Annotated in this window: 21 protein-coding genes, 1 tRNA gene and 1 pseudogene; 16 read left to right on the forward strand and 7 right to left on the reverse strand. The window is 36.3% G+C overall.

Annotated features, from left to right (window positions below; all coding sequences use genetic code 11):
* Positions 1 to 30 precede the first annotated feature (30 nt).
* Complete coding sequence (locus N3I35_07555) at positions 31 to 963, forward strand: transposase (protein ID MCX8129937.1); 933 nt, start codon at positions 31 to 33, stop codon at positions 961 to 963.
* A gap of 247 nt (positions 964 to 1,210) precedes the next feature.
* Here the strand turns inward: N3I35_07555 and N3I35_07560 are convergent, their stop codons facing one another.
* Together N3I35_07560 and N3I35_07565 are read right to left on the reverse strand one after the other, a co-directional pair.
* A complete protein-coding gene (locus N3I35_07560) occupies positions 1,211 to 1,738 on the reverse strand; it encodes a hypothetical protein (protein MCX8129938.1) in 528 nt (175 codons plus the stop codon).
* A 396-nt stretch (positions 1,739 to 2,134) separates the two neighbouring features.
* Positions 2,135 to 3,877 carry a hypothetical protein gene (locus N3I35_07565; GenBank protein ID MCX8129939.1) on the reverse strand — a complete coding sequence of 581 codons (1,743 nt, stop codon included), beginning with the start codon at positions 3,875 to 3,877 and terminating at the stop codon, positions 2,135 to 2,137.
* A 338-nt stretch (positions 3,878 to 4,215) separates the two neighbouring features.
* Between N3I35_07565 and N3I35_07570 the strand changes: the two genes are divergently transcribed.
* The 12 genes and pseudogenes from N3I35_07570 (at position 4,216) to N3I35_07625 (ending at position 16,091) form a co-directional block, all read left to right on the forward strand.
* Complete coding sequence (locus N3I35_07570) at positions 4,216 to 6,144, forward strand: PrkA family serine protein kinase (protein MCX8129940.1); 1,929 nt, start codon at positions 4,216 to 4,218, stop codon at positions 6,142 to 6,144.
* Between the two features lie 68 nt (positions 6,145 to 6,212).
* The gene (yhbH, locus tag N3I35_07575) at positions 6,213 to 7,466 is read left to right on the forward strand and encodes a sporulation protein YhbH (GenBank protein ID MCX8129941.1); all 1,254 of its coding nucleotides are present in this window, start codon (positions 6,213 to 6,215) and stop codon (positions 7,464 to 7,466) included.
* An 89-nt stretch (positions 7,467 to 7,555) separates the two neighbouring features.
* Positions 7,556 to 8,944 (forward strand): SpoVR family protein, encoded by a 1,389-nt coding sequence (locus N3I35_07580; GenBank protein ID MCX8129942.1) that lies wholly within the window; start codon positions 7,556 to 7,558, stop codon positions 8,942 to 8,944.
* Positions 8,945 to 9,136: 192 nt separating this feature from the next.
* Entirely contained in the window at positions 9,137 to 9,976 is an 840-nt protein-coding gene (locus tag N3I35_07585; protein MCX8129943.1) for a purine-nucleoside phosphorylase, read from the forward strand.
* 112 nt (positions 9,977 to 10,088) lie between these two features.
* Positions 10,089 to 10,367, forward strand: coding sequence for a hypothetical protein (locus N3I35_07590; GenBank protein ID MCX8129944.1), 279 nt, complete (start codon positions 10,089 to 10,091; stop codon positions 10,365 to 10,367).
* Positions 10,368 to 10,678: 311 nt separating this feature from the next.
* Entirely contained in the window at positions 10,679 to 11,926 is a 1,248-nt protein-coding gene (locus N3I35_07595; GenBank protein MCX8129945.1) for an adenosylhomocysteinase, read from the forward strand.
* A gap of 2 nt (positions 11,927 to 11,928) precedes the next feature.
* Complete coding sequence (locus N3I35_07600) at positions 11,929 to 12,747, forward strand: methyltransferase domain-containing protein (GenBank protein MCX8129946.1); 819 nt, start codon at positions 11,929 to 11,931, stop codon at positions 12,745 to 12,747.
* Positions 12,748 to 12,856: 109 nt separating this feature from the next.
* Complete coding sequence (locus N3I35_07605) at positions 12,857 to 14,164, forward strand: amidohydrolase (GenBank protein ID MCX8129947.1); 1,308 nt, start codon at positions 12,857 to 12,859, stop codon at positions 14,162 to 14,164.
* A 174-nt stretch (positions 14,165 to 14,338) separates the two neighbouring features.
* Positions 14,339 to 15,403 (forward strand): HD-GYP domain-containing protein, encoded by a 1,065-nt coding sequence (locus N3I35_07610; GenBank protein MCX8129948.1) that lies wholly within the window; start codon positions 14,339 to 14,341, stop codon positions 15,401 to 15,403.
* A gap of 89 nt (positions 15,404 to 15,492) precedes the next feature.
* A tRNA-Thr gene (locus N3I35_07615) sits at positions 15,493 to 15,567 on the forward strand.
* Positions 15,568 to 15,656: 89 nt separating this feature from the next.
* On the forward strand, positions 15,657 to 15,800 hold the full coding sequence (locus N3I35_07620; protein ID MCX8129949.1) for a hypothetical protein: 144 nt from the start codon (positions 15,657 to 15,659) through the stop codon (positions 15,798 to 15,800).
* A 159-nt stretch (positions 15,801 to 15,959) separates the two neighbouring features.
* A pseudogene (locus N3I35_07625) lies at positions 15,960 to 16,091 on the forward strand (transposase).
* A 180-nt stretch (positions 16,092 to 16,271) separates the two neighbouring features.
* On the opposite strand, the gene N3I35_07630 reads toward N3I35_07625, so the two are convergent.
* The 3 genes from N3I35_07630 to N3I35_07640 form a co-directional block, all read right to left on the reverse strand.
* Entirely contained in the window at positions 16,272 to 17,318 is a 1,047-nt protein-coding gene (locus N3I35_07630) for an IS481 family transposase (protein MCX8129950.1), read from the reverse strand.
* Between the two features lie 269 nt (positions 17,319 to 17,587).
* Positions 17,588 to 19,237 carry a methyl-accepting chemotaxis protein gene (locus tag N3I35_07635; GenBank protein ID MCX8129951.1) on the reverse strand — a complete coding sequence of 550 codons (1,650 nt, stop codon included), beginning with the start codon at positions 19,235 to 19,237 and terminating at the stop codon, positions 17,588 to 17,590.
* A 580-nt stretch (positions 19,238 to 19,817) separates the two neighbouring features.
* On the reverse strand, positions 19,818 to 20,006 hold the full coding sequence (locus N3I35_07640) for a hypothetical protein (protein MCX8129952.1): 189 nt from the start codon (positions 20,004 to 20,006) through the stop codon (positions 19,818 to 19,820).
* Between the two features lie 458 nt (positions 20,007 to 20,464).
* On the opposite strand from N3I35_07640, the gene N3I35_07645 reads away from it, so the two are divergent.
* Entirely contained in the window at positions 20,465 to 21,382 is a 918-nt protein-coding gene (locus N3I35_07645) for an MBL fold metallo-hydrolase (protein ID MCX8129953.1), read from the forward strand.
* A 27-nt stretch (positions 21,383 to 21,409) separates the two neighbouring features.
* Here N3I35_07645 and N3I35_07650 read toward each other — a convergent pair whose 3' ends face one another.
* Together N3I35_07650 and N3I35_07655 are read right to left on the reverse strand one after the other, a co-directional pair.
* A complete protein-coding gene (locus N3I35_07650; protein ID MCX8129954.1) occupies positions 21,410 to 21,556 on the reverse strand; it encodes a hypothetical protein in 147 nt (48 codons plus the stop codon).
* Between the two features lie 148 nt (positions 21,557 to 21,704).
* A complete protein-coding gene (locus N3I35_07655; GenBank protein ID MCX8129955.1) occupies positions 21,705 to 22,061 on the reverse strand; it encodes a hypothetical protein in 357 nt (118 codons plus the stop codon).
* 324 nt (positions 22,062 to 22,385) lie between these two features.
* On the opposite strand from N3I35_07655, the gene N3I35_07660 reads away from it, so the two are divergent.
* Positions 22,386 to 23,210 carry an aminotransferase class IV gene (locus tag N3I35_07660; protein ID MCX8129956.1) on the forward strand — a complete coding sequence of 275 codons (825 nt, stop codon included), beginning with the start codon at positions 22,386 to 22,388 and terminating at the stop codon, positions 23,208 to 23,210.
* Positions 23,211 to 23,342: 132 nt separating this feature from the next.
* On the forward strand, positions 23,343 to 23,537 hold the full coding sequence (locus N3I35_07665) for a hypothetical protein (protein MCX8129957.1): 195 nt from the start codon (positions 23,343 to 23,345) through the stop codon (positions 23,535 to 23,537).
* Positions 23,538 to 23,570: the final 33 nt, after the last annotated feature.

Genomic DNA, 23,570 nt, shown 5'->3' on the forward strand with positions numbered 1-23,570 from the left:
GATATAGAAAAAGGTTTTGGTGGTGAGTATATGCCAAGAAAAGCCCGACAGAAAAATCCACAGGCGATTTTTCATATAATGTGCCGCAGTATATCCGAATTTTTTTTATTCAGAGATGATGATGATAAAAATAAATATCTTGAATTGCTAAAAAGATACACTGAAAAATATAAGTGCAGCATATATGCATATTGTCTGATGAATAACCATTTACACATTCAGCTTGATCCAAAGGGGTTTGATGTGTCAAAGTTTATGCACTGTACCAATACCGCATATGTAAGATATTACAATATAAAGTATAAAAGGCATGGTCATGTTTTCCAGGATAGATTTGAAAGTAGGGTGTTGGATACAGATGAGTATAATCTTGCGGTTTCAGCTTATATTCATAACAATCCTCAAGACTTGGATGGTTTCAGTGGTAAAGAACAAGATTACAAGTATTCCTCCTATGGTATTTATCTTGGTAAAAGAAAAGATATATATGGATTGGTTGATAAGAGTTTTATAAAAGGACTCTTTAATGTGGAAGATGAGAATAGATTTGTAGATAGGTATTTTGCATTTGTAAGCCACCAAAGAGACGTTGGTAGTTTCAAGGAGATTAATAAGAAATTATTGATTACTACAGAATATCAGTATGTTAGCGGTAGAAGAATTATTTTGAGGGATTTACTGCCTGTCAAAGTCATGTCATATATCTCGGACAAGCTGATGCTGGAGGATAGTAAACTTAAGGAATCAAGATGTAGGGGTAAAGTGCTTGAGTTCAGGGCTTTTACAGTCTATGCGCTAAGAGTTTTGTGTGGGCTTAGCTATAAGGAAATATGTAATTGTTTGTATAACTTAACAATTTCAGGGTGTTCAAGCCTTTGCAGTCGCGGTTTCGGAATTCTAAAGCATGGGGATTCAGTGTATAAAGATTTACTTAATGAATTAATCTGCATAGGGAATAGTTGAATCTGTAAGGAGTTTTCAATTCAGTATAAGCCATACCGGCGACTGAATATTAATTGAATAACTAATGCATAAAAGCTTAACCATCCCTATAGGATTTATAGAGTGTTAAGCTTTTATTTGTTGTTAATTTGATCTGTTGTGCTAGAATGAAAAATTCTATGGTACAGTATATCCTCCATATTTACTTGTGTGACTAATATAGTGAGTGAAGTTTTTAAAGTTGAGAAATGTCCCCAATTCTACAATTCTACCTAGGTCTGATTCTTAACTCCATCCAGTCGAATGCGATCCAGTTGTTTGCCCCTGCATTAGAGGTATTCTCTATTACTATTCTGTTGTTTCTCCTAAGGTTAGGTATATTAAGGGTGAGGTCTCTCCAATTGTTAAATCTTCCGCCTGCAGGCCTTCCATGTACGAATGGTACTCTTCCCGTATGAACTACATTGCCGTTAATAGTAATTCTGGCTGAATACCTGTTTGCAGGCAAATCACCCATATCGTCTAGGACACCACGTATAACTATTTGGCTACCACCAAGATTGCCTGGTACAAATAAAAATGCAGGGATTTCGAAGGTCCAAACGCCCCTATTACCTGTGTATAAAATATCTGCGTTACCGCTTGGGTTACCATAATTCGGATAAGCGGTGAGCTCCTTGAAGAGTGCTATTACAGTAGATGGAGGATTGTTACTTAGAATCGGCGGTGGATCATCAGGCCTTGAAATTAAAGGTGAATAGGTATTGCCATACGTCCCTGCGTTATTTGATGACATAAATGGACACTGAAATGGTTGTGTAGGAACATTTATCTGCTCCTGGGGCATTACGGGCTGTACCTGAGCTGCTGCAGGCTGTACTTGCGGAATCTGAGCAGCAGGCAATTGAGAATTTGGAATATTAAATGCTGGAGGGAAAATATCTGGTGTCTGAACCATAGGTAAATCTTCAGGAGTTACATATTGTGGTATTTGTTCCATTGGTGTAGGTTGCTGCATTGCAGGTGAAACAAATTGCTGGGGCTGCTGTTGCATTCCGGTAGCATTTCTATCTATGGGAAAAAAAGGGAAACTGTAATACGGTAACATAGTTTAGCCTCCTAAACATTTTTTACAAATATTATATGTAGTACATAATATTCAAAAAACTTTTTTATGTTACCTTGTTGGACATTAGTTCTTCTCTTTAGTCTTGGGAGCATCAACAATACGGAATGTATAGCGTGTTACAGAATCAGCTGATACGAGCACGTCAACGGGTACAGGAATCGTGTATTGTCCAGGAAATTTTTCAGGGACAAAAGCGATTTTGTATTTCCCTGGATTAATCTTAAATACAGCAATACCTTCAGAATTTGTTACAGAAAAAAGAGTGTTTGGAAAGCCGGGAGCGGAAACTATTCCATCAATGGTTAGCTCAAGTTCGGCTACAGGTTTATTCTCCTTGTCAAGAACCTCAAGTTCAACTATTCCCCAAGGCTGAACTTCAGTCTTAGGCTCTTCCAGATTTACTGTTATGATTGTAGTTCCAGCAGATTTCAATTCGCAGAATAATGCAGCAGGAATTTGATATTGTGTAGGGAAATTATCGGAGTCAAAACTGATCCTGAATGCTCCCTTATCAAGTGTAAACTTGGCTGTACCAGCTTCATCCGTCAGAATGGATTTGCTCAAGTATTTATCCGTAATAGTTGATTTGCCATCAACAAATATCTTTGTGTTTGTGATAGGAGCATTAGTTTTACTGTCTACCAATTTTACATGAAGAGTATAAACTGCCTCATCCTTGGCAGATATTATCTGCGTAACGGTATTTGCATTTTTCATTTTTGTAATGGCCATTCCGAAACCGTTAGCTTCAAAATCTGATGCAATTACGTTCAACTTATAAAAAATGACTGACAATAGCAAGAGACAGAAGAAAGCGAATAAAGTATTTTTAAGAATCCTGTAAGAATTACTGAAAACAAACTTTTCTTTATTGTTTGTTTTTTTACTAGAAAAAAGTAATGGTATTATCGCCGGTAAATAGAAAAATGCTGCTGACAAAAATATTAGAAAAACTCCAAATACAGAAGCAGAGACGGCTATAGGTTTTATACAATCATCTAAATATGAGATAACCACATCTTTTTGTAGAGGAAGGGACATAACCAATGGATAGATGTTTTTCGGCATAAGTGAGTAGGTATAAAAAAACAATCCAATACCTGAAAATATTGATAGTACTCCGCCTGTAAGCGTGAAAGCAGCAATCCATCTGGTGGCGGAAGTGAATTTGCTGCATGTATAAATCCCTATAAATGCAAGTAAAAAGAGTACCAGGATGAAGAAGCCGGGTATCTGATCAAAAGCATAATACAGAAACTTTATTTTAAAGAAGGTGTCATATATATCACTTCTATTTATATAGAGCAGAATAGCACTAAGATTGATTTTTTCTATCTTTGTCAGTGCCTGATAAGGGGAATTCGGGCTTGTAACCGTACCCGTTTTTTCAATATTTCCGGTAGACTCCTTTAAATCTGATTTTGATGTACTCAGATAGATGTCAGGAAGGAATTTCCTTTCACCGCGGAAATATTGAAAAAGTCCTTCTCTTATAGAATCTACGTTAAACTTTACCAGATCAGGTGTAACAGATTTTCGGAGCAGGTCAAACACTTGCTTATGCTGCACAAAATCCTCTGGAGACGCTTTCTTCAAACTATCAATATATTGGTTCATAGAACTACTGATAACAGAGTGTGCTTTTTTATAGATATCATGTTTACTAAACAACTGACTATGGTAAGATGCTTCTAATACAGTATTGTTAATATTTGCTGTTGTGAATATTATAAAGAGGCTTATACCTGATAAAATGGCGGAAGCTGTAAATATTATAAGTTTTATTACTTTTTTATAGGATTTCAAACTATAATCCCCCTAAAACAAATTGACAGCAGTTCTAAGTTTTTTAATAACGCACTAATCCTATTATAGCATATATTCAGGATAGCATTAGTGTAAAAACTGGAATTTTGCATTAAGGTACTTCAAAATTCAATTTTAAAAAGGACTATAAAAACTGTATTGAGATTTATGTTTCATGAATACATTTTAATATTAGAGACCTATTTGGCAGGTTTGCAGTCGTAGCTTAAAGCAGGTTTTATGCAGATATACTCTTATATGGCTTCTGTTTTACTATATGTATGGCCTTATGAACTGAGCAGCATACCTGGTTAATCAATTTTTAGGGGGTAAATTATATGATTAAGCAAGATATTTCAAGTATTATACTTAAGGATAGGGAAGAACGCAAAAACAGAAGTTTTGAAGGTTCATTCCTGCAATATCTTGATATGGTAAAAGAAAATCCTGACGTATCAATGCTGGCACATCAGAGAATGTACAATCTGATAACCTCCCAGGGCGTAGATGTGATAAAGACTGATGAAAATCCAAGATTGAGAAGGATTTATGGCAATGATATCATAAAAAAATATAAATTCTTTGAAGAGGATTTTTTTGGGATAGATAAAACGATTATGAAAATTGTGAGGTATTTTCATTCAGCAGCGATGGCAGGTGAAGAAGCAAGGCAGGTGCTTTATCTCGTTGGACCGGTTGGTTCAGGTAAATCATCATTAATGGAAGCTCTAAAGAAGGCCTTGGAAATGAGTTCTCCAGTCTATGCACTAAAAGGCTGTCCAATGAGAGAAGAACCTTTACATTTGATTCCTAAGCATTTAAGAATGCAGTTTGAAGAGATTCTCAACTTGAAAATCGAAGGAGATCTTTGTCCGGTCTGCAGATATAGGCTGAAAAATGAGTTGAAGGGTGAGTATGAAAAATTTCCTGTTGAGACAGTAGGATTTTCAATAAGATCAAGAAAGGGAATAGGAGTTGTACCTCCTGTAGACCCAAATAATCAGGATACCAGTGTGCTCATAGGAAGTGTAGATATTTCTAAAATTGACCTATATCCAGAGGACGATCCAAGGGTTCTATCACTAAATGGTGCTTTTAATGTAGGTAATAGGGGTTTGGTAGAGTTCATAGAAGTGTTTAAAAATGAGACTGAATACCTCCATACAATGATTACAGCGACTCAGGAGAAATCTATTCCGTCGCCCGGAAAGGGTTCCATGATATACTTTGATGGAATAATTCTGGCTCACTCAAATGAAGCGGAATGGAACAAATTTAAGTCCGATCATACAAATGAAGCTATACTTGACAGAATAGTAAAAGTAGAAATTCCCTACTGCCTTGAACTTGATGAAGAAATAAAGATATATGAAAAGATACTCAGGAAAAGCAAATTCAAAGCTCATATTGCTCCACACACAATTGAAGTTGCTTCAATGTTTGCCATACTCACACGTTTGACTCCCTCAAGCAAGATAGATCCGATGACGAAGCTGAAAATATATAACGGTGAAGAAATTGTAGAAAAGGGTATGACAAGAAAGATCGACATATTTGAACTGCATGAGGAAGCTCAGAGAGAAGGAATGACGGGAATATCCACAAGATTCATAATGAAAGCACTGGATACTGCATTATCTGAATCGGAACATAATTGTATAAACCCTATTTCAGTTATGGAGACTTTGATTAGGGCTGTAAAGGAGCTGGGAATAGGTGAGGAGGAAAAAGAACGGTATTTACGCTTTATTCAGGATAGTATAAAGAAAGAATACAACAAGTTGCTTGAGAAAGAAGTGACAAAAGCATTTATTCACGGATACAGGGAGCAGGCTGAGAGTTTGTTCAACAACTATCTGGACCATGCAGAAGCTTTTGTGAACAAGACAAAGATTAAGGATTCAAACACAGGAGAAGAACTGGAACCTGACGAAAAGTTTTTAAGATCGATAGAAGAGCAAATCGGGATCACAGATTCTGCAGCAAAGGGCTTCAGGTCTGATGTTACTGCATATATGTTTTTTGTCTTGCGCAACGGAGGAAAACTTGATTTTGACAGCTATGAGCCTTTGAAGGAAGCTATAGAGAAAAAATTAACGGTTTCTGTAAAAGAACTGAGCCGTATTATTACCCAAGCAAAAGTCAGAGATAAGGATCAGAACGAAAAGTATAATGCTATGGTTGATGAAATGAAGAAAAACGGATACTGTGACTGCTGCTGCAATGTTATACTCAAGTACGCAGCAAATAATTTGTGGAAAGACTGATAAAGCAATTGATAATATTTATCTTATAGTTGTCGGTTCTTTATCATTTATGCCGGAGGCGAAGCATAATGGCGATTTTTAGAGAGTTTAGCAGCAGCGGGAGGGACCGGTCTTCAGAAGACAGGCGGAGACATAAAGAATTGGTTGAGGAATCTATCAAGAAAAACCTGGGTAACATTATTGCAGAAGAAAGCATTATCGGGCAGAGCAGGGATAAGAAAATAAAAATCCCCATAAAGGGTATAAAAGAGTATCAGTTTATATACGGAAAAAACGGGCCTGGAGTAGGTTCAGGCGATGGTACTGAGAAAAGAGGGGATAAAATCGGTGAGGATAAATCCGGGCAAGGTAGTAATGGTAACGGGCAGGCAGGTAATCAGGAAGGTGAAGATGTATATGAGACTGAGGTTACAATTGAAGAGCTTGTAAATTATTTATTTGATGATTTGAACCTTCCGGATATAGATAAGAAAAAAATCGCAGAGATTGAATCAATAAAAAGTATAAAAAAAATAGGATACCAGCGTAAAGGTATTCCACCACGACTGGCAAAGAGGCGGTCTGTCGTAGAGAAAATAAAAAGAAGGCAGGCGTATAACAGGTCGCAGGAAGAGTTTGAAGCACAAAACGAGGGAAATATTGATGATTTATATAGCGATTATGATGGAGCTGCAGATGATCAGAATATGGAGGCTCGTAGCGAAGCTACAGTAACAAAAAGGTTTCCTTTTATGGAAGATGACTTAAGATATCATAGAGTCAGGGAGGATCATAAAAAGGATTATAATGCTGTAGTTATATGCATAATGGATGTTTCAGGCTCTATGGATCAGACCAAAAAATACATGGCCAGGAGTTTTTATTTCCTGCTATACCAATTTATCAGACTTAAGTATTCTAATGTTGAAGTTGCTTTTGTAGCTCACACAACTACTGCAAAAGAGGTAAATGAAGATGAGTTTTTTCACAAAGGGGAATCTGGGGGGACCTACATAAGCAGTGGGTATGAAAAGGCTTTAGAAATAATTGAACAGAGATACAACCCGACAAGTTGGAATATATATGCTTTTCACTGTAGTGACGGAGATAATTGGACAGAAGATAATAAAAGAGCAATTGAATATGCCCAGAAGCTGTGTGATGTTTGCAATTTGTTCGGATATGGCGAAATTGTTCCAGGTTATTACTCTTCCAGCAGTACAATTAAATCAGATTTTCAGAAGAATATAAGGCATAAAAACTTTGCTATTGTTACCATGACCAAGAAGGAAGATGTTTATAGCGCCCTGAAAAAGCTTCTTGACAAAGAAAATGAAGATTAGGAAGCCAGTTGGAATTTGGTAAACAATAATGAGATAATATGAGTTTACAATAAAATCGGTGACTGGTAATTTCGGTAGGGGGTGTTATTGTGGCGGATTACAGTATAAGAGAACTGGAGAAATGGAATGAAAAGATAGAAGAAATTGCGAAAGAGGCAGGACTTGATTATTATGATCAGGAATTTGAAATAATAAGTTATGAAGATATGATGGGATATGAAACATATATCGGTATGCCTTCGCATTATCCGCATTGGAGTTATGGAAAAGCTTATGAAAGAATCAAGACCCTCAACAGATATAACTTATCAGGGTTAGCTTATGAGATGGTGATAAATGCAAATCCGTGCATAGCATACCTGATGAAGGATAATACATTGCTTCTTCAGATACTGACCATTGCACATGTTTATGGACATAATGATTTTTTTAAGAACAACAGAATGTTTAAGATTGGCACCAGAGCGGACTATACGCTAGAGATGTTTAAGAATCATGCAAACAGAATCAGAGCCTATATTGCCGATCCGGGTATCGGATATAAAAAAGTCGAGAGGATACTGAATGCAGCACATGCTCTTAAATACCAAACATCCAGATTAGTTGGAGAAAAGAGGATTCCGGAAAATGAAAAAAGGAAGGCAGTTCTTGAACGTTATAGTAAAGAAGACTATGATTTCCCTCTTTTAAATCCCAAAAACCAAAAAACGGATACAGGCGTAGAGCTTAATAAGATTCCAATAGAGCCTGAAGAAAACATACTTTATTTTTTATCAAAGTATGGGAGGTTAAGTGAGTGGGAAAAAGACATGCTGGATATTGTCAGAGAAGAAACTACGTACTTTGTTCCCCAAATTGAAACTAAAATAATGAATGAAGGATGGGCAAGCTTCTGGCATTACACTATACTAAATAAACTTGAACTGACACAAGGGTTGCATTTTGAATTTCTTAAGAGACATAATCAGGTAATAAGGCCGCATGAGGGACGTATTAATCCATATTATATAGGCTTTAAGATTTTTGAGGATTTAGTCAGAAAATACCCTGACAACCCAAATAAGATTTTTGAAGTTCGTGAGATTGAAAGAGATCAGTCCTTCCTGAGGAGATATCTGACTTATGAATTGTGCAATGAGATGAATCTTTTTGAATACATAAAGGTAGACCGTGATTATGTTATTTCTGAAGTGCCGGATGAGGAAGGATGGAAGACAATAAGGGATACACTTGTATTTTCAACGGGTATGGGTGGGATACCTAACATTGTTGTGGATGAATGGGTTCAGAAAGACAATACACTGATACTTGAGCACAAGTACGACGGAAGGGAGCTGGAATTAAACTATGCTTATGAGACTTTGAAGCATATAGCAGACTTATGGGACGGAAAAGTTATGCTTATAACATTTCTGGATAATAAGCGCAAGATAGTAATCTGTGATGAACAAAAGAGGATAACGATGACAAATACTTAACGCCGAAAGGCGTTTTTTTGATATACAGGAAATTGTGCTTCATATTTCCTGCGCAGAGGAATTCAGACTTGCCGGTTAGTAGGAGGTGTCCAGAGTAAAGTATGATAGCATTTGTTCATGGTGAAAGTTTTAAAAAATTGTTTTTAATGGTATAATACATGAATAATTCATAAATTTTTCGGAGGCGTTATTATGCAGGACTTAAATAATCAGGATTATTATGAAAAAGTTTCTGAAACTGCGAAGTACATAAAAGAAAGGATAAAAGAAAAACCAGTAATCGGAATAATTTTGGGATCTGGTCTGGGACCATTGGTAAATCATCTTGAGAACCCGGAAGAGATAGACTACACTGAGATACCTCATTTCCCGGTCACCACTGTAGAGGGACATGCCGGTAAGCTTGTGTCTGGAAAGATCGGTGGAAAGACTGTATTGGTTATGAAGGGTAGATTTCATCATTATGAAGGATATGATATTTCCCAAGTTATTTATCATATCAGAGTTTTTAAGCTTCTCGGAATAAATGATCTTCTTGTTACCAATGCGGCAGGAGGAATAAATAAGGAATTCAAATCAGGAGCGTTGATGCTTATCAAAGATCATATCAGCTTTTTTGCACCCTCACCCTTAAGGGGGAAAAATGTAAATGAGTTTGGTGTAAGATTCCCTGACATGAGTGAGGCGTACAGCAGAAGTTTGATAAATATTGCCAAAGACACTGCAGGTAAGTTGGGAATTGATGTACAGGAAGGTATATATGCATTTGCTCAGGGACCCATGTATGAAACTCCTGCAGAAATACGTGCACTTTCTATACTGGGGGCTGATGCGGTAGGCATGTCTACCGTACCTGAAGTCATAGCAGCCCGACATGCCGGAATGAGAGTACTCGGCATGTCGTGTATTACCAACATGGCAGCCGGTATACTGGATCAACCTCTAAACCATGAAGAGGTAATGCAGACAGCAAAAAGAGTAGAGGAGAAATTTACAAATCTGGTAAAAGCTATTGTTGCAGAATGGCAATAAAATTGATAAGCTAAATTTACCATAACAAGTTTTTACTTACCGGTAATTCTCCATATGCTTTTCAGCAGCTGGTATGGGCATATTGGTTTGATTATTCGAAATGGGGTGCGGAATGAAGCATTTATTTGCGTCTGGGGAACATATATACAAAAAGAATGTAAAACAGTTACGGGACGTCAGTTTTGAAGCTGAATACCTGGTATATGACGAAGTTGCTGAAGATACTGAGTTTGAAGCAGTGGGACGTATTGAAGATAAAAATGTATCTGTGAAATTCAGAATAAAAGGAGACAGTTACAGCGACATAAAGTTTAGACATACGGTTAAGATTCTGATGCAGTCGGACATATTACTTGCGGATTGGGAGAATTATGAAATAGTGTATCTGTAGACAATCATAAAAAATGTTAATGGCATAAATGGATTAAGGAGTGCGTAAAGCATTCCTTTTTATTTTTCATTGTAATTGCAAAATGTATTAAAAACACACAAATGCAAAAACTTTGTATTGATTAAGTTTTATGACAGCAAACAGTGTAGGTTTGAATGAATTTAAGTGAATATAGATAAAAATAAGTGTTGATAAATTAATATAATTTGTATACAATGGTATATGGATGTATATAAAATTATTCAAAATAACTTATAAGCATATATAATTAGTACTTGTTTGTACTAAAAACGATCAATGGAGGTATTTAAATGAAAAGTGTTATACGTGACATCAATATGGCGGATTCAGGAAGAAAGAAAATTGAATGGGTTAGAAAAAACATGCCGCTTCTTCGGAGCTTAGAAGAGGAATTTTCAAAAGAACAACCCTTTAAAGGCATAAATGTGACCGTATCGGTTCACCTGGAAGCGAAGACTGCATATCTGGCTAAGGTAATAGCCGCAGGGGGAGCACATGTATCCGTTACGGGAAGCAATCCTCTTTCTACACAGGATGACGTTGCCGCAGGTCTTGCAGCTGACGGGCTTGATGTATATGCGTGGTATAATTCAACCAAGGAAGAGTATGCTGAACATTTGAAGATGGCTTTGGGAGATAAGCCCAACATAATAATAGATGATGGTGGCGACCTTATTCATCTTTTGCACACAACCGAAAAACATCTTCTTCCAAGTGTTATAGGAGGATGCGAAGAGACTACCACCGGTGTTTTGAGACTGAAGGCCATGGAAAAGGAAGGTGCTCTTTTATTTCCGATGGTTGCAGTAAATAATGCATACTGCAAATATTTGTTTGACAATCGCTATGGAACCGGACAGTCCGTATGGGATGGGATTAACAGAACAACTAACCTGATAGTTGCGGCTAAAGATGTAGTAGTAATAGGTTATGGCTGGTGTGGAAAAGGTATAGCAATGAGGGCAAAAGGGTTAGGTGCAAATGTAATAGTCTGTGAAATAGATCCTATTAAGGCAACAGAGGCTGTTATGGATGGTTTTAAAGTCATGAAGATGGATGAGGCAGCAAAACACGGTGACATATTCGTAACTGTAACCGGGTGCAGCAGAGTAATATATGAAGATCATTATAAGGTAATGAAAAATGGAGCAATACTTTGCAACGCAGGGCACTTTGATGTTGAAATATGCATTCCTGAGCTTGAAAAGCTTGCTGTAGAGAAGAAAGAACAGAGAAGGAATATTATGGGTTATAAGATGGCAGACGGAAGGTGGATAAATCTGCTTGCTGAAGGAAGACTGGTAAATCTTGCAGCGGGAGACGGACATCCTGCAGAAATTATGGATATGAGTTTTGCACTTCAGGCTCTTAGCGCAAAGTATGTACTGGAAAATCACAAGAGCCTTGGCAAAAAAGTAATAGATGTACCTTCAGAGATAGACCATAGGGTTGCAAATATGAAACTTGATTCATGGGGTATAAAAATAGATAAGCTGTCTGAAGAACAGAAAAAATATCTTGAGAGTTGGACGGAATAAATATGGAGAAGGAAATACTTACATTGGATGAAGCTGCACAGCTGTTTGGAGTAAGTGTAAAAACCTTTATAAAGTTGCTGAAAGAGGATAAGGTCCCTGCAAGAAAAATCGGACGCGAGTGGCGTTTTAGCCGGAATGCACTTATAAGCTGGCTGTCGGCAGGTGATTCTCAAACTTATTCGGCAAGTGAAGGTGAACTAAAGGAATTCTTTAATCAGGTTGCGCCAGAGTGGGAAGAAATCAGCCGTGAGTATTATGATCAGTCTATCAAAAACAGGATAGTAGATATGGGAATACTGATGAAAAATATGACTGTGGTTGATCTCGGGTGTGGAGACGGGTATATTTCCAGAGCTGTATCGGGAATGGTTGATAAGGTTATTGCAATAGATATTTCCAGCAAAATGCTGGAGCTACTCAATAAAAAGGCGGCTGAGGCCGGAATAAAGAATATTGAAACCATAGAAACAGAAGCTCAGGAAGTGCCGTTGAAGGATTCTATAGCTGATGTTGTTTTCGCCAGTATGTTCCTGCACCATATAGAAGAACCTGAAGAGATCATTCAGGAAATGTACCGCATTGTAAGACCTGAGGGTATAGCGGTAATTGCAGATTTTCAAAAGCATAAAAATGCGGAAATGAAAAAAAGAATGCATGACGTCTGGAGCGGTTTTTCTACATCAGAAGTAAAAAAATGGTTTATAAATGCAGGATTCAGCAATATAAATATTGAAATTTTGGAGCATGAAAACAACTACTCTTCAGAATACAACAATATAGGTGAAAAACCGTCGGTATTCATATTAACTGCAGAAAAGTGAGCTGGAGGAGGGTGTATTACTATAGTAATCGGTATTTTTACATTACTTAAAGTAAGCAGCCTCCTTATTTATTTTATATTATTGTTAATCAAATATTTGGAGGTTTATTATGAAAATTCTGATAAAGAATGCGGACATAATTACAATTGATGATGAGAGAATGTTTATAAATAATGGCAATGTGGCTATAGAAAACGGATACATAAAATTTGTCGGAGCAGAAGCAGATGTTACTGGCTTTAATGCAGACAGGGTAATTGATGGCAGCAACAAGCTGGTGCTGCCGGGACTGGTCAACTCCCATACTCACAGTCCGATGACCATATTCCGTAACTACGCAGATGATCTTGCACTAGAGGAATGGCTTTTTAAGAAGATAATTCCTGCAGAATCGAAACTTACCCCTGAGGATGTTTATTGGGGTGCAATGCTGGGTATAACTGAGATGATCAAGTCAGGTACAACGTGTTTTGCGGACATGTATCTGCATATGGATGAGGTAGTTAGAGCAGTACAGGAATCAGGAATCCGTGCAAATATCAGCAGGGGGCCGATACAGTCAAGTGTGAGAACTAAATCGGGCCTTGAAGTAGACGCTGATAGCTGTACAGGTTTCTTTAATAATTGGAATAACAAGGAGAATGGGCGAATCAAGGTATATGTCGAAATTCATTCGGTATACCTTTTTGATGAAGAATCTATAAGAGATGCAGCTGCATTAGCAAAGCAGCTTAATACCGGTATACATATTCACCTGGCGGAGACACTTGGCGAAAATGAGACGAGTATAAACAAATATGGGGCAGATCCGATTGAGATAAGCGAGAGATTAGGAATTTTTGATGTTCCTGTTTTTGCTGCACACTGTGTTCAGCTATCGGACAAGAACCTTAAAATGCTAAAAGAAAGAAATGTAAATGTATCACATAACCCTACCAGCAACTTAAAATTAGGAAGTGGAATAGCAAGAGTGCCTGAAATGCTGGCGGAAGGAATAAATGTATCCCTTGGGACTGATGGAACTGCGAGTAATAATAATTTGAATCTGATTGAAGAAATGCATATTGCAGCTTTGATCCATAAAGGGGTTAGCAAAGATCCGACTTTGGTAAATGCTGAACAAGTGCTGAAAATGGCTACAGTAAACGGAGCAAAGGCTATTGGTTTTGGTGATGAAACAGGAGTTTTGAAGCAAGGAATGAAAGCTGATGTTATTCTGATAGATATGGATAAACCTCATTTGAATCCAAGGAATAACTTAATGTCTGCTGTTGTATATTCTGCTCAAGCTTCAGATGTAGATACGGTTATTATTGATGGGAAAATCGTTATGGAGAACAGAAAATTGATAACCATAGATGAAGAAAAAGTAAAATATAAAGTGAATGAAATTACCCGTAGAATACTGGGCAGTTAAGTATGATTGTAAAGAATACTACACTCTTAGTAGACAATTTTGATTATTTATTATAATATATTTAATGGATTTATTTCCATAACAATTAGATGTGGCTGTTTATAGAGCAATTTAGTATTATTGGCACAAGTATATGATGAAATTATCTCCTTACTTGTATTTTGGGGGAAATAGATGAGGCGTATTTCTATAGAAAACTGCCATGAAGGCATGATATTGGGAAAAACCATATTTTCGGATGGTAGCCGGATCTTGCTTAATGAGGGTGTAGAGCTTAAACAATCATATATAGAAAGACTAAAGCTATACAATGTATCCGAGATATATATTCAGGATGAATTATCCAGTGATATTTTCATTAGCGATGTGGTTGATGAAAGAACACGTATCGAGGCAAAAGCACTGGTTAAGTCCGTGATGGAAGATTGCAGGAAGAATTCTAGAATTGATTCGGACAGGGCCAAGTTAATGGTAGATCGGATAATAGATGAGCTTCTTTCACAAAGAGATATTCTTGTAAATTTGTCGGATATAAAAACAACTGATGATTACACTTTTGCACACTCGGTAAATGTATGCATACTTTCGCTTATTACCGGAATGAAACTAGGACTTAACCAGTTAAGGCTGAAAGATCTTGGAGTAGGTGCACTGCTTCATGATATTGGCAAAACCTTAGTTCCGGCAGAAATAATTAAAAAGCCAGGAGAACTCACTGACGAAGAATATGAGACGGTTAAGCAGCATACTGTTTTAGGACATAATATATTAAAAGCCGATCTGGACATAAGTATATCTTCTGCATTTGTTGCCTTCGGGCACCATGAAAGGTATGACGGAAGTGGCTATCCTATGGGACTAAAAGGGGATAATATCCATTTGTTTGCGCGGATAGTAGCTATTGCAGATGTATATGATGCGTTAACCTCTGACAGGGTATATCATAAAAAAATGAAGAACCATGAAGCAATAGAGTTAATTACAACAGTGGGTGCCCATCAATTTGACAATGAGATACTGCAGTGTTTTATTAAGAATATTGCTATGTATTCAATGGGAACAGGAGTTATACTGGATACAGGAGAAAGAGGAATCGTTGTGGATTGCAACAAAGACTTTCCTACACGGCCTGTTATTCGGATTGTTTACCGTGCAAATGGGGAAAAGGTTAATGTATATGAAGAGATAGACCTTACCAAAAAACTTAATGTGTTTGTAATGGATAGCTGCGAATTATAGAATGTATTGAGAGTATACTAAGACTTGACAATGAAATTTCCTTTGAATAATATTATTTATATAGGATGATTGACTCTTTGGTATGTTATGCCGCTGTGGCTCAGGGGTAGAGCAATTCACTCGTAATGAATAGGCCGCGGGTTCGATTCCCGCCAGCGGCTCCAAGAGTTATCTGTAAAAAGGTATATCAATCAGCCTGATTATTATGATATAATTAAGATATACCTTAATATAGCTGTTAGGAGGGATTTCTATGACAGCATATGAGTTGGTTTCATCTGAGAAGACACTTCTGGTTGAATTGATAATAAGAGAGATAACCAGACTAAAAGAATTAAATGATATGGAAGGAATAAACAAGCTTGAATCTATACTTGAAAAGATAGAAAAAATGTAAGCCGGTTGCATACCGGCTATTTTTATTGTATATGAATACCTCGCGCTATGCGCGTGGTTCTAAAGAGCTTTAGCTATAGAAGTGGATTTAAAAACCTCCTTATGATAGAATAGAGCAGGTTTCGCTGACCGCTCAAAAAAATCAAAGGAGGTCGTCGCAATGGACGAAAGTAGTTTATCACATACGAAGTGGGAATGTAAATACCATATAGTATTTGCTCCAAAATTCAGAAGGAAAGAAATATATGGAAAGCTAAAAACGGATATAGGGCAAATATTAAGACAATTATGTGTCCTGAACGATACTTGAGTTGACACTCCTCTGGGAAATATTAAGTTTCATTTATCTAGCGCTACCAAATATGGTGGCGCTTTTATATTATCAGGTTGCGCGCTGACCTGATACTTTCATTTACTAACTTTCTTTTCGCGGGAAAAGAAAGTTACAAAGAAAAGCGAACCTCCCAAAATACTAGCTTACTGCACCCGGATGGATCTTCTCCCGTACCAAATGTAGACTGTCCAGGAAAGTCTGCATAGGGGTTTTGCCTTTACACCTTTTGCCCTGATGTGTACGTTCTTCGTTATACTGAAGCATATAAAAGTCTAAATCTTCCTGCAGATGTTCAACCGTTTTATATACTGTTTTTCTGAATGCTACCTTATAAAATTCATTTAATAGTGTTTGATTAAAACGCTCACAAATACCATTGGTTTGAGGACTTTTAGCCTTAGTCATTGTATGCTCAATATCATTCATCTGTAAGAACAGCTCATACAAATGCTTTTCTGGAGCACCATAATATTCTGTTCCTCTATCAGTTAATACTCTCATTACCGGTATCATGTGACTTTCAAAGAATGGTAGAACTCTCTCATTTAATATATCTGCAGCCGTAACAGGAATTTTTGCAGTGTACAATTTAGCAAATCCCACAGCAGAGTACGTATCAATGACAGTCTGCTGATATATTCTGCCGACTCCTTTAATATATCCCACATAGAATGTATCTTGTGCAATTAAGTATCCAGGGTGTTGAGTATCAATTTCATCTATAGATATATTCTTTTCCTGCTTTGCTTTTTCTAAAGCAACAAGTTGTTCTTCCGTGTAGAGAATACCTTCTTTTGCAGCTTTCTCTTCAAGCTTTTTTAGCCTCTTTTCAAATGTCTCTATGGAATTTCTGAGCCATATGGATCTTATTCCACCGGCGGATACGAGCACTCCTTGCTTTCTGAGTTCATTACTTGCTCTAAGCTGACCATATGCAGGTTTCTCATAAGCCATCCTTACTACAGCTTCTTCAATTTCAGGGGCTACTCTGTTCTTTATACAAGGCTTTTTACGGGTTTTATCCTTTAACCCTTCAAGTCCTTGTTCTGCATAAGTTTTCCTTATGTCGTAAAAATGCTGCCGGCTAACTCCATGAATTTTACATGCTTCACTTACGTTTCGAAGATATTCTGCCAACTCTATTAAACTCATTTTATTCTTAACTATACGTTCTTGTATTGTCATAATTAAAATCTCCTCCTTACAATCAAGATGTTGTCCAGAGGAGATATTGCCCAAACATTATTCAGATACTGTCAAGTCAAGTTAATTTTCTTACAGAACAGACATTTTTGGTGTAAAGGCTACTATGTTAGTACAGTTTAGGCATAAAGCGAGTAATAGACCCTTCTAAGGGTTCAAATAAAAACCACCCTTTTAAGGGTGGATGATTATTGGGGGAATTAAGTTTTGCTACAGTTCCTATTGAATTTAAAGAAGCATTTTATGAAAGGTTATATTTTAAACTTTGCTATAAGCATTTTTAAATCTTCAGCCATTTTTGACAAGTTGTTGGATAGTGTTGACATTTCCTCCACTGAAGCAGTTTGTTCTTCTGTTGCTGCAGCAGCGGCTTGCGTATTTTCCGAAGTATCCGTTGCAATATGAAGTACTTCATCTATATCCCTAACAACTCTTTCACTTTCTTTTGTAATGCCCTGAATGGATCCTGTTACCGCCTGAATCTCTTTTGTCACCTTTTCAATAGCAGATAAAATATCACCAAAAGCATCCCCTGCTTGATTTACGATATTAATTCCATTTTTTACAGACTCGGTACCCTGATTTATTGAACTAACCACTACGGAGGTGTTATTCTGAATCTCATTTATTATGATACTTATCTCCTTTGTTGAGCTTGCTGATTGTTCAGCGAGTTTTCTTATCTCTTCCGCAACAACACTGAATCCTTTTCCAGCTTCTCCTGCTCTTGCTGCTTCTATTGCAGCATTTAATGCAAGGAGATTTGTTTGCGCTGATATACTGTTAATAATTTCTAGAATATTTCCTATTTCTTTTGTTTTTTCTCCAAGCTCTGTAACTAATCCTGCAGAACCCGTAACAACTTCACTAATTTTATTCATCTGTAGGATGCTTTCTTGCACCTTGCTTTTTCCAGTATTCGCAAAGGCTGATGCATTAAGTGACGAGTCAGCAACCTCCATACTGCTATTTGAAATATTTTGCATTCCATTGTACATCTCATTTATAAAACTGGAAACGTCCGATACTTTTCTTAACTGTAGCTCTGAGCCATGAGCTATATTTTGAATTGTTGATGAAATATCTTCCGATGCTTTAGCACTTTGCTCAGCACTCATGTTTAACTCTTCGGCCAAATTAGTAACCTGTTCTGAATGAGTACTGATTTTATCAATCGTATTCTTAAGCTTATCAACCATAATATTAAAATTCTTGGCTAATTGTCCGATTTCATCCTCGCCGAATTTCTGATCAATATTTCTTAAGTTGCAATCTGCAATCTGCTTACATATGGCACTTAATGAATTTATATCACTTTTCATTGTTTTGACGATTCTATAGCTGATTGTTAAAAGAACGATATTTACCACTAATATCAGACAAATAACAATGTAGTTAACTTTTTTCTGTACCCCAATAAAAAGATTATGAAAATCATCAGTATAGAACTTAATTTTTTCAGAGATCTCTGCTTCTGATTGGATAAATTGTTCCTTGCCGATTTTACCGGACTCTAAATCTTTTGTCAGAGTGAGGCTTTTTTTCAACTCAACAATATCCAGTTCACATAATTCAATTGCACGCTTCATATCACTTGGAAGCAAGGCCTTATCAAGCCAGTTTACCATAGAAATGACTTCTTCCGGCAATGTTTGCATGACATCACGGCCTTTATAAAATACATCAAGGTTGTCTTTGTTTCCAGTTTCTACATACTGGTTGATGTAATATTTATTTTTCCAGAGCAGTTCGACATGATTTCTTTCCAAGCCTTGGAGGTGTGCAATTTTCTGAAAGTAGTATATACCGAATAGTGTAACGCCTAAAGCAATGACCGGTAGAACCAAAAGCAGTACCAACTTCTGTTTTAAAACCTTTTTCATCGTTGTTTTAAAATTCATTGATATCCCCCATTTGACAGTTGTTTTGACAGGTATTTAGACTATGTATCATAGTCAGTTTGTTGTTTTGTGATATTTGACATAACATATTTTTGATTCACTTGTGTGATGAATTAATTAATACTTGTTGCGGAAAGTCCTCACTATTACAGCAAGATATGTATTTCTGAAGCTTTTACAGATAAGACAAGCAAGAGCATCTTTTCATAACTAATAACTTTAATTAGGAATATACAGTACAGAGTGATTATACATCTTCGTTGAGTTAATGGCAAAATCTAAAAGAATTATTTTCAAATGTCGGACAAACTTTAAAAGACCTTTGATTTAAAAATGATCTTAGACTTTATTCTTTACTATAGTGTATTAACTGTATACTACTGAAATTAGTAATTCAGTTTAAAATACTAAATACATTATTCGACACTTTATGTAAATATCCTCTCTTATTCGACAAAAAATTTATAAATTATAGTTAACTTACATAATATTCAGGATAATGCGAAAGGCCTATGCACATCGCACAGACCTTTCATTGTTCAATAAACACGGCTATCAATATTTTTAGCAATATTACGGTCTATTTTTTCATAATGTATTTCAATACTAAAAGGTTTAAGCCCAGAACTGTAGAGAATACGGCAAAAAACAAAACTATTAAAGAAAGAATCAGATTTTTATTTATTTGAACTATACCGAATACTCCTAAGACAATTCCGGCGATTATCAACGCTATACTTGAGATTAGAGCTAATGATCTCCGATCCATAATTTCCTCCATTTTTTTAGTTAATTAAAGTATACACTATAATTGCAGTTTAGGTAATAAAAACTTCGTATACGTAATTTTGAAGCTTTTTGCGGCTGAACAAATTGTGATAGCAATAAAGTTGTTGCACTGAATAGCCTAATACGACCTTCAATAAATCACCATTATTATTTTTGTTATTATGCATAATATAAATAATAAAGGAGTGATCATAATGAGTAAAAAGGCACTGACAGTATTGATTATCGTAGCTTTAATAGTGATTTTAGCAGCTGCAGGAGTAGGAATTCATCACATGATGAATCCGGCTGTGGCGAAGTAACTCTTTAGAGCAGGCATGCACAGCCTTTACTAAAAGGAGCTGTAAAATGAGAGGATGTGTACTAAAGCTTAGTGAGAAAAAATAATCCAATCATAAAATAACCTATCCCGTACATACTAAAGTCGGGTGACATAATATGAAAAAGGTATTTTCAACATTATTCTTGCTGTTTTTTTTTGCCGGAAGTCTCACATGCAGTCTGCCGCGTATGAATTCAGAATTTAAACGAACTGCTAAACAAGAACCCTTTTCAATGCGGTCAAAGGAGATTCTCGGCACTCAAGGAAAATTATCAGTGCATTTTATTGATGTAGGACAGGGAGACAGCATACTTGTAATGACACCGTCAAAAAAAGTTGTGCTTATAGATGCAGCTGCTGAAAACCGGAAAAACGAAGTGGTATCCTATTTGAAAAAACTAGATATAAAATTAATAGATATATTGATTGCTACTCATCCCCATGACGATCATGTAGGAGGTATGTCCGAAGTAATAAAAAAATTCAGTATACAGGAGGCAATACTACCTGAGGCACCATTTGAAAACAATGACAGCAGGGATTTTATTGAAGCTTTGAGGGCTAAAAAGATAACTGGCAGCACTGTAAGTCCCGGTTATTGTATTAAGCTGGATAATGTCAGCTTCCAAGTGTTTGCACCTTGTAGTAAAAATTATTACTATATAAATAACTATTCACTGGTTATTAAAATTGTCTATGGGAAAAGTTCCTTCTTATTAGCTGGTGATGCACAGTTTTCCTCGGAAGAGCAAATGCTTTCTGAGGGCTATAATCTCAAAGCAGATGTGCTTAAAGTAGGACATCATGGAAGCGAAGGATCATCAAGTATAGAGTTTTTAAATGCCGTAAGGCCGAGATATGCAGTGATATCTGTGGGGAAACTCAATCCTTACGGACATCCGAATAATGCAGTTATAGACAGGATAAAGAGTATAGGAGCAAAAGTGCTGAGAACAGATATAGAAGGGGACATTATTCTTATATCAGATGGTAATAGAATAATTGCAGATAAGTATTTTAAAAAAGCATCGTAAGATTTTATGCTTGATGGAGAGCCTGTTCTACTTGTTTTCCTCGTTTTGAGCCTTCATGAGCATAATTTTTATTTCCTTCAGTTGCTCAGAGTTATTGATTGCTGCTTTTACTATAAGGTATAAAGCAACGAAAAAAACAAATACTCCAAAAATGATAAGAAATAATATTGGCATATATTTTCTCTCCCAAACTAAATTTATTTCGGCTTATATAGCGTTATGCTACATGAATTTCTGATTAACACAATACTTTTATTCTGCTAAAATTATATTCCTTTTTATCAAATATGTAAATAATGAGTGAGAGGCTGATATACAGCCTCTATTTTGAAATAATGAAGACAGTTGTATCCTTCATGTTTTGTGAAGGTACGATCACAGCCAGATGTTTTTCTTTTTCAACTGTAATACTGCTCGGTTTTTTATCATCTGTGGTTTTCCATCCGTTTTTATGCAGAAGTTTTTCGTATTCAGTTATTATGTCTTCAATTTTTGCATCGGCTATTGAATAACTTGCAGTTGAAAAACCGTATTCATTTGCAGGGGAAGAATTCTCAAGTACCATGCCCGGGTATGAAGGCAAATATGAGAATTCTTTAGTATATTTTACCACACTTCCGCATGCGGAAATAATAAGCACAAGTATAAAAGCTGAAACAAGTATAATACTCTTTTTCATTGTGACACCTCCTGGAGACATTATTGACAGAAAAGCGGAAATTTATTTCTTTTATATATTTCCCGCTAAATCAGCACAAAGTACATACGAATTGATTGGAGTTTGTTAGCTTGTCTCGTAAAACAATATTTGACAGCGTACCTTTTGTCTATGTAAAATATGTTTATGCTGATGATTGACGCATTATATCGGATATGTTGAAGGATTCCATGTACTTATAACAGGTTGCCAGAAAACTGATAGTAATAATAAATGGCGAAGCGAGTCAATTTATTATTAACGACAACTATGAAAATATTATTTATTAAAAGAGGTATGGAGAAAATGCAGGACATTGTTGGGAATTACTACGTTTTGAATAATTCGGTAGATACACTGAAGGAAGATTTTACAATTGACTATGAAAAGAGTACCTTTTATGAGGTTATACGCATAATAGACGGTGTTCCTTTATTTTTTGAGGAACATTACAACCGGTTGAAAAATTCTATGAACATTCTGGACTTGAACCTGAAGTGTTCAAAGCAGGAGCTGAAATCATCAATAAAGAAGCTCATTGAAGTGTATGGTTCTCCGGATTGCAATGTAAAAATCAATATATACGACTCGGAAGGTGAGCAGAATTGCCTGCTATATATAAGTAAAAGCTACTATCCTCCAAAGGAAGAAGTTGAAAAGGGCATAGGGGTCAGTTTGCTAAAATTGGAGAGAAACAACCCCAACGTTAAAATAATCAATACTTCTTATAAGGAAGCGGTTAGTAAAAAAATGAATGAAACCGGAGCATTTGAAATTCTTTTAGTAAATGAGGATGGAAAAGTTACTGAAGGTAGTAAGTCAAATGTATTTTTTGTAAGGGGTACCAAAGTATTTACATCTCCAGGCGAGTATGTATTAAAGGGAATTACCAGACAATATATTATTGATGTTTGTAAAAGGCTTGAACTGGAAGTTGTTGAGACACTTATAGATATTGTATCATTGAGCGAGATGGAGGGTCTGTTCATATCGGGAACCTCAATAAAGGTTTTACCCGTATCTACTGTAGACTCATTTGTGTTTTCCTCCGGTAGCCATCCTACGATAATAGATATAAGGGATCAGTTTGATAAATTTATTGATGATTATGTTTCAAGAAACAGGGAATAATTCACTAAATATGCTAACGGGCTTGTCTGAAGAGTACTTCAGACAAGCCCGTTTTTTGTATATAAATGTTTGTAAACACAAAACATATAGATAAAACCGGATTATTTACAATATGCTTTAGGAGGGGATTACATGGATGAGAGAATAGTTTTCAGCAGAGTAAACAGTATGCTTGCAGAAGCTGATTATCCTTTGGAGATTAAGGATATTGCAGATTTGGAAGATTTTCTGAATGATGCTGGAAATGCCAGTATGGGCTTATATGACGAAATAGAACAGCTCTATAATCAATTGCTGGGTTATGAAGATACTGCTGAAGATTTTTAGTATCAAGCGGGATCTCGGGCACCTCCCTTTAGC

The sequence above is a fragment of the Clostridia bacterium genome (genome assembly GCA_026414765.1).
GTDB lineage: Bacteria > Bacillota > Clostridia > Acetivibrionales > DSM-27016 > SKW86.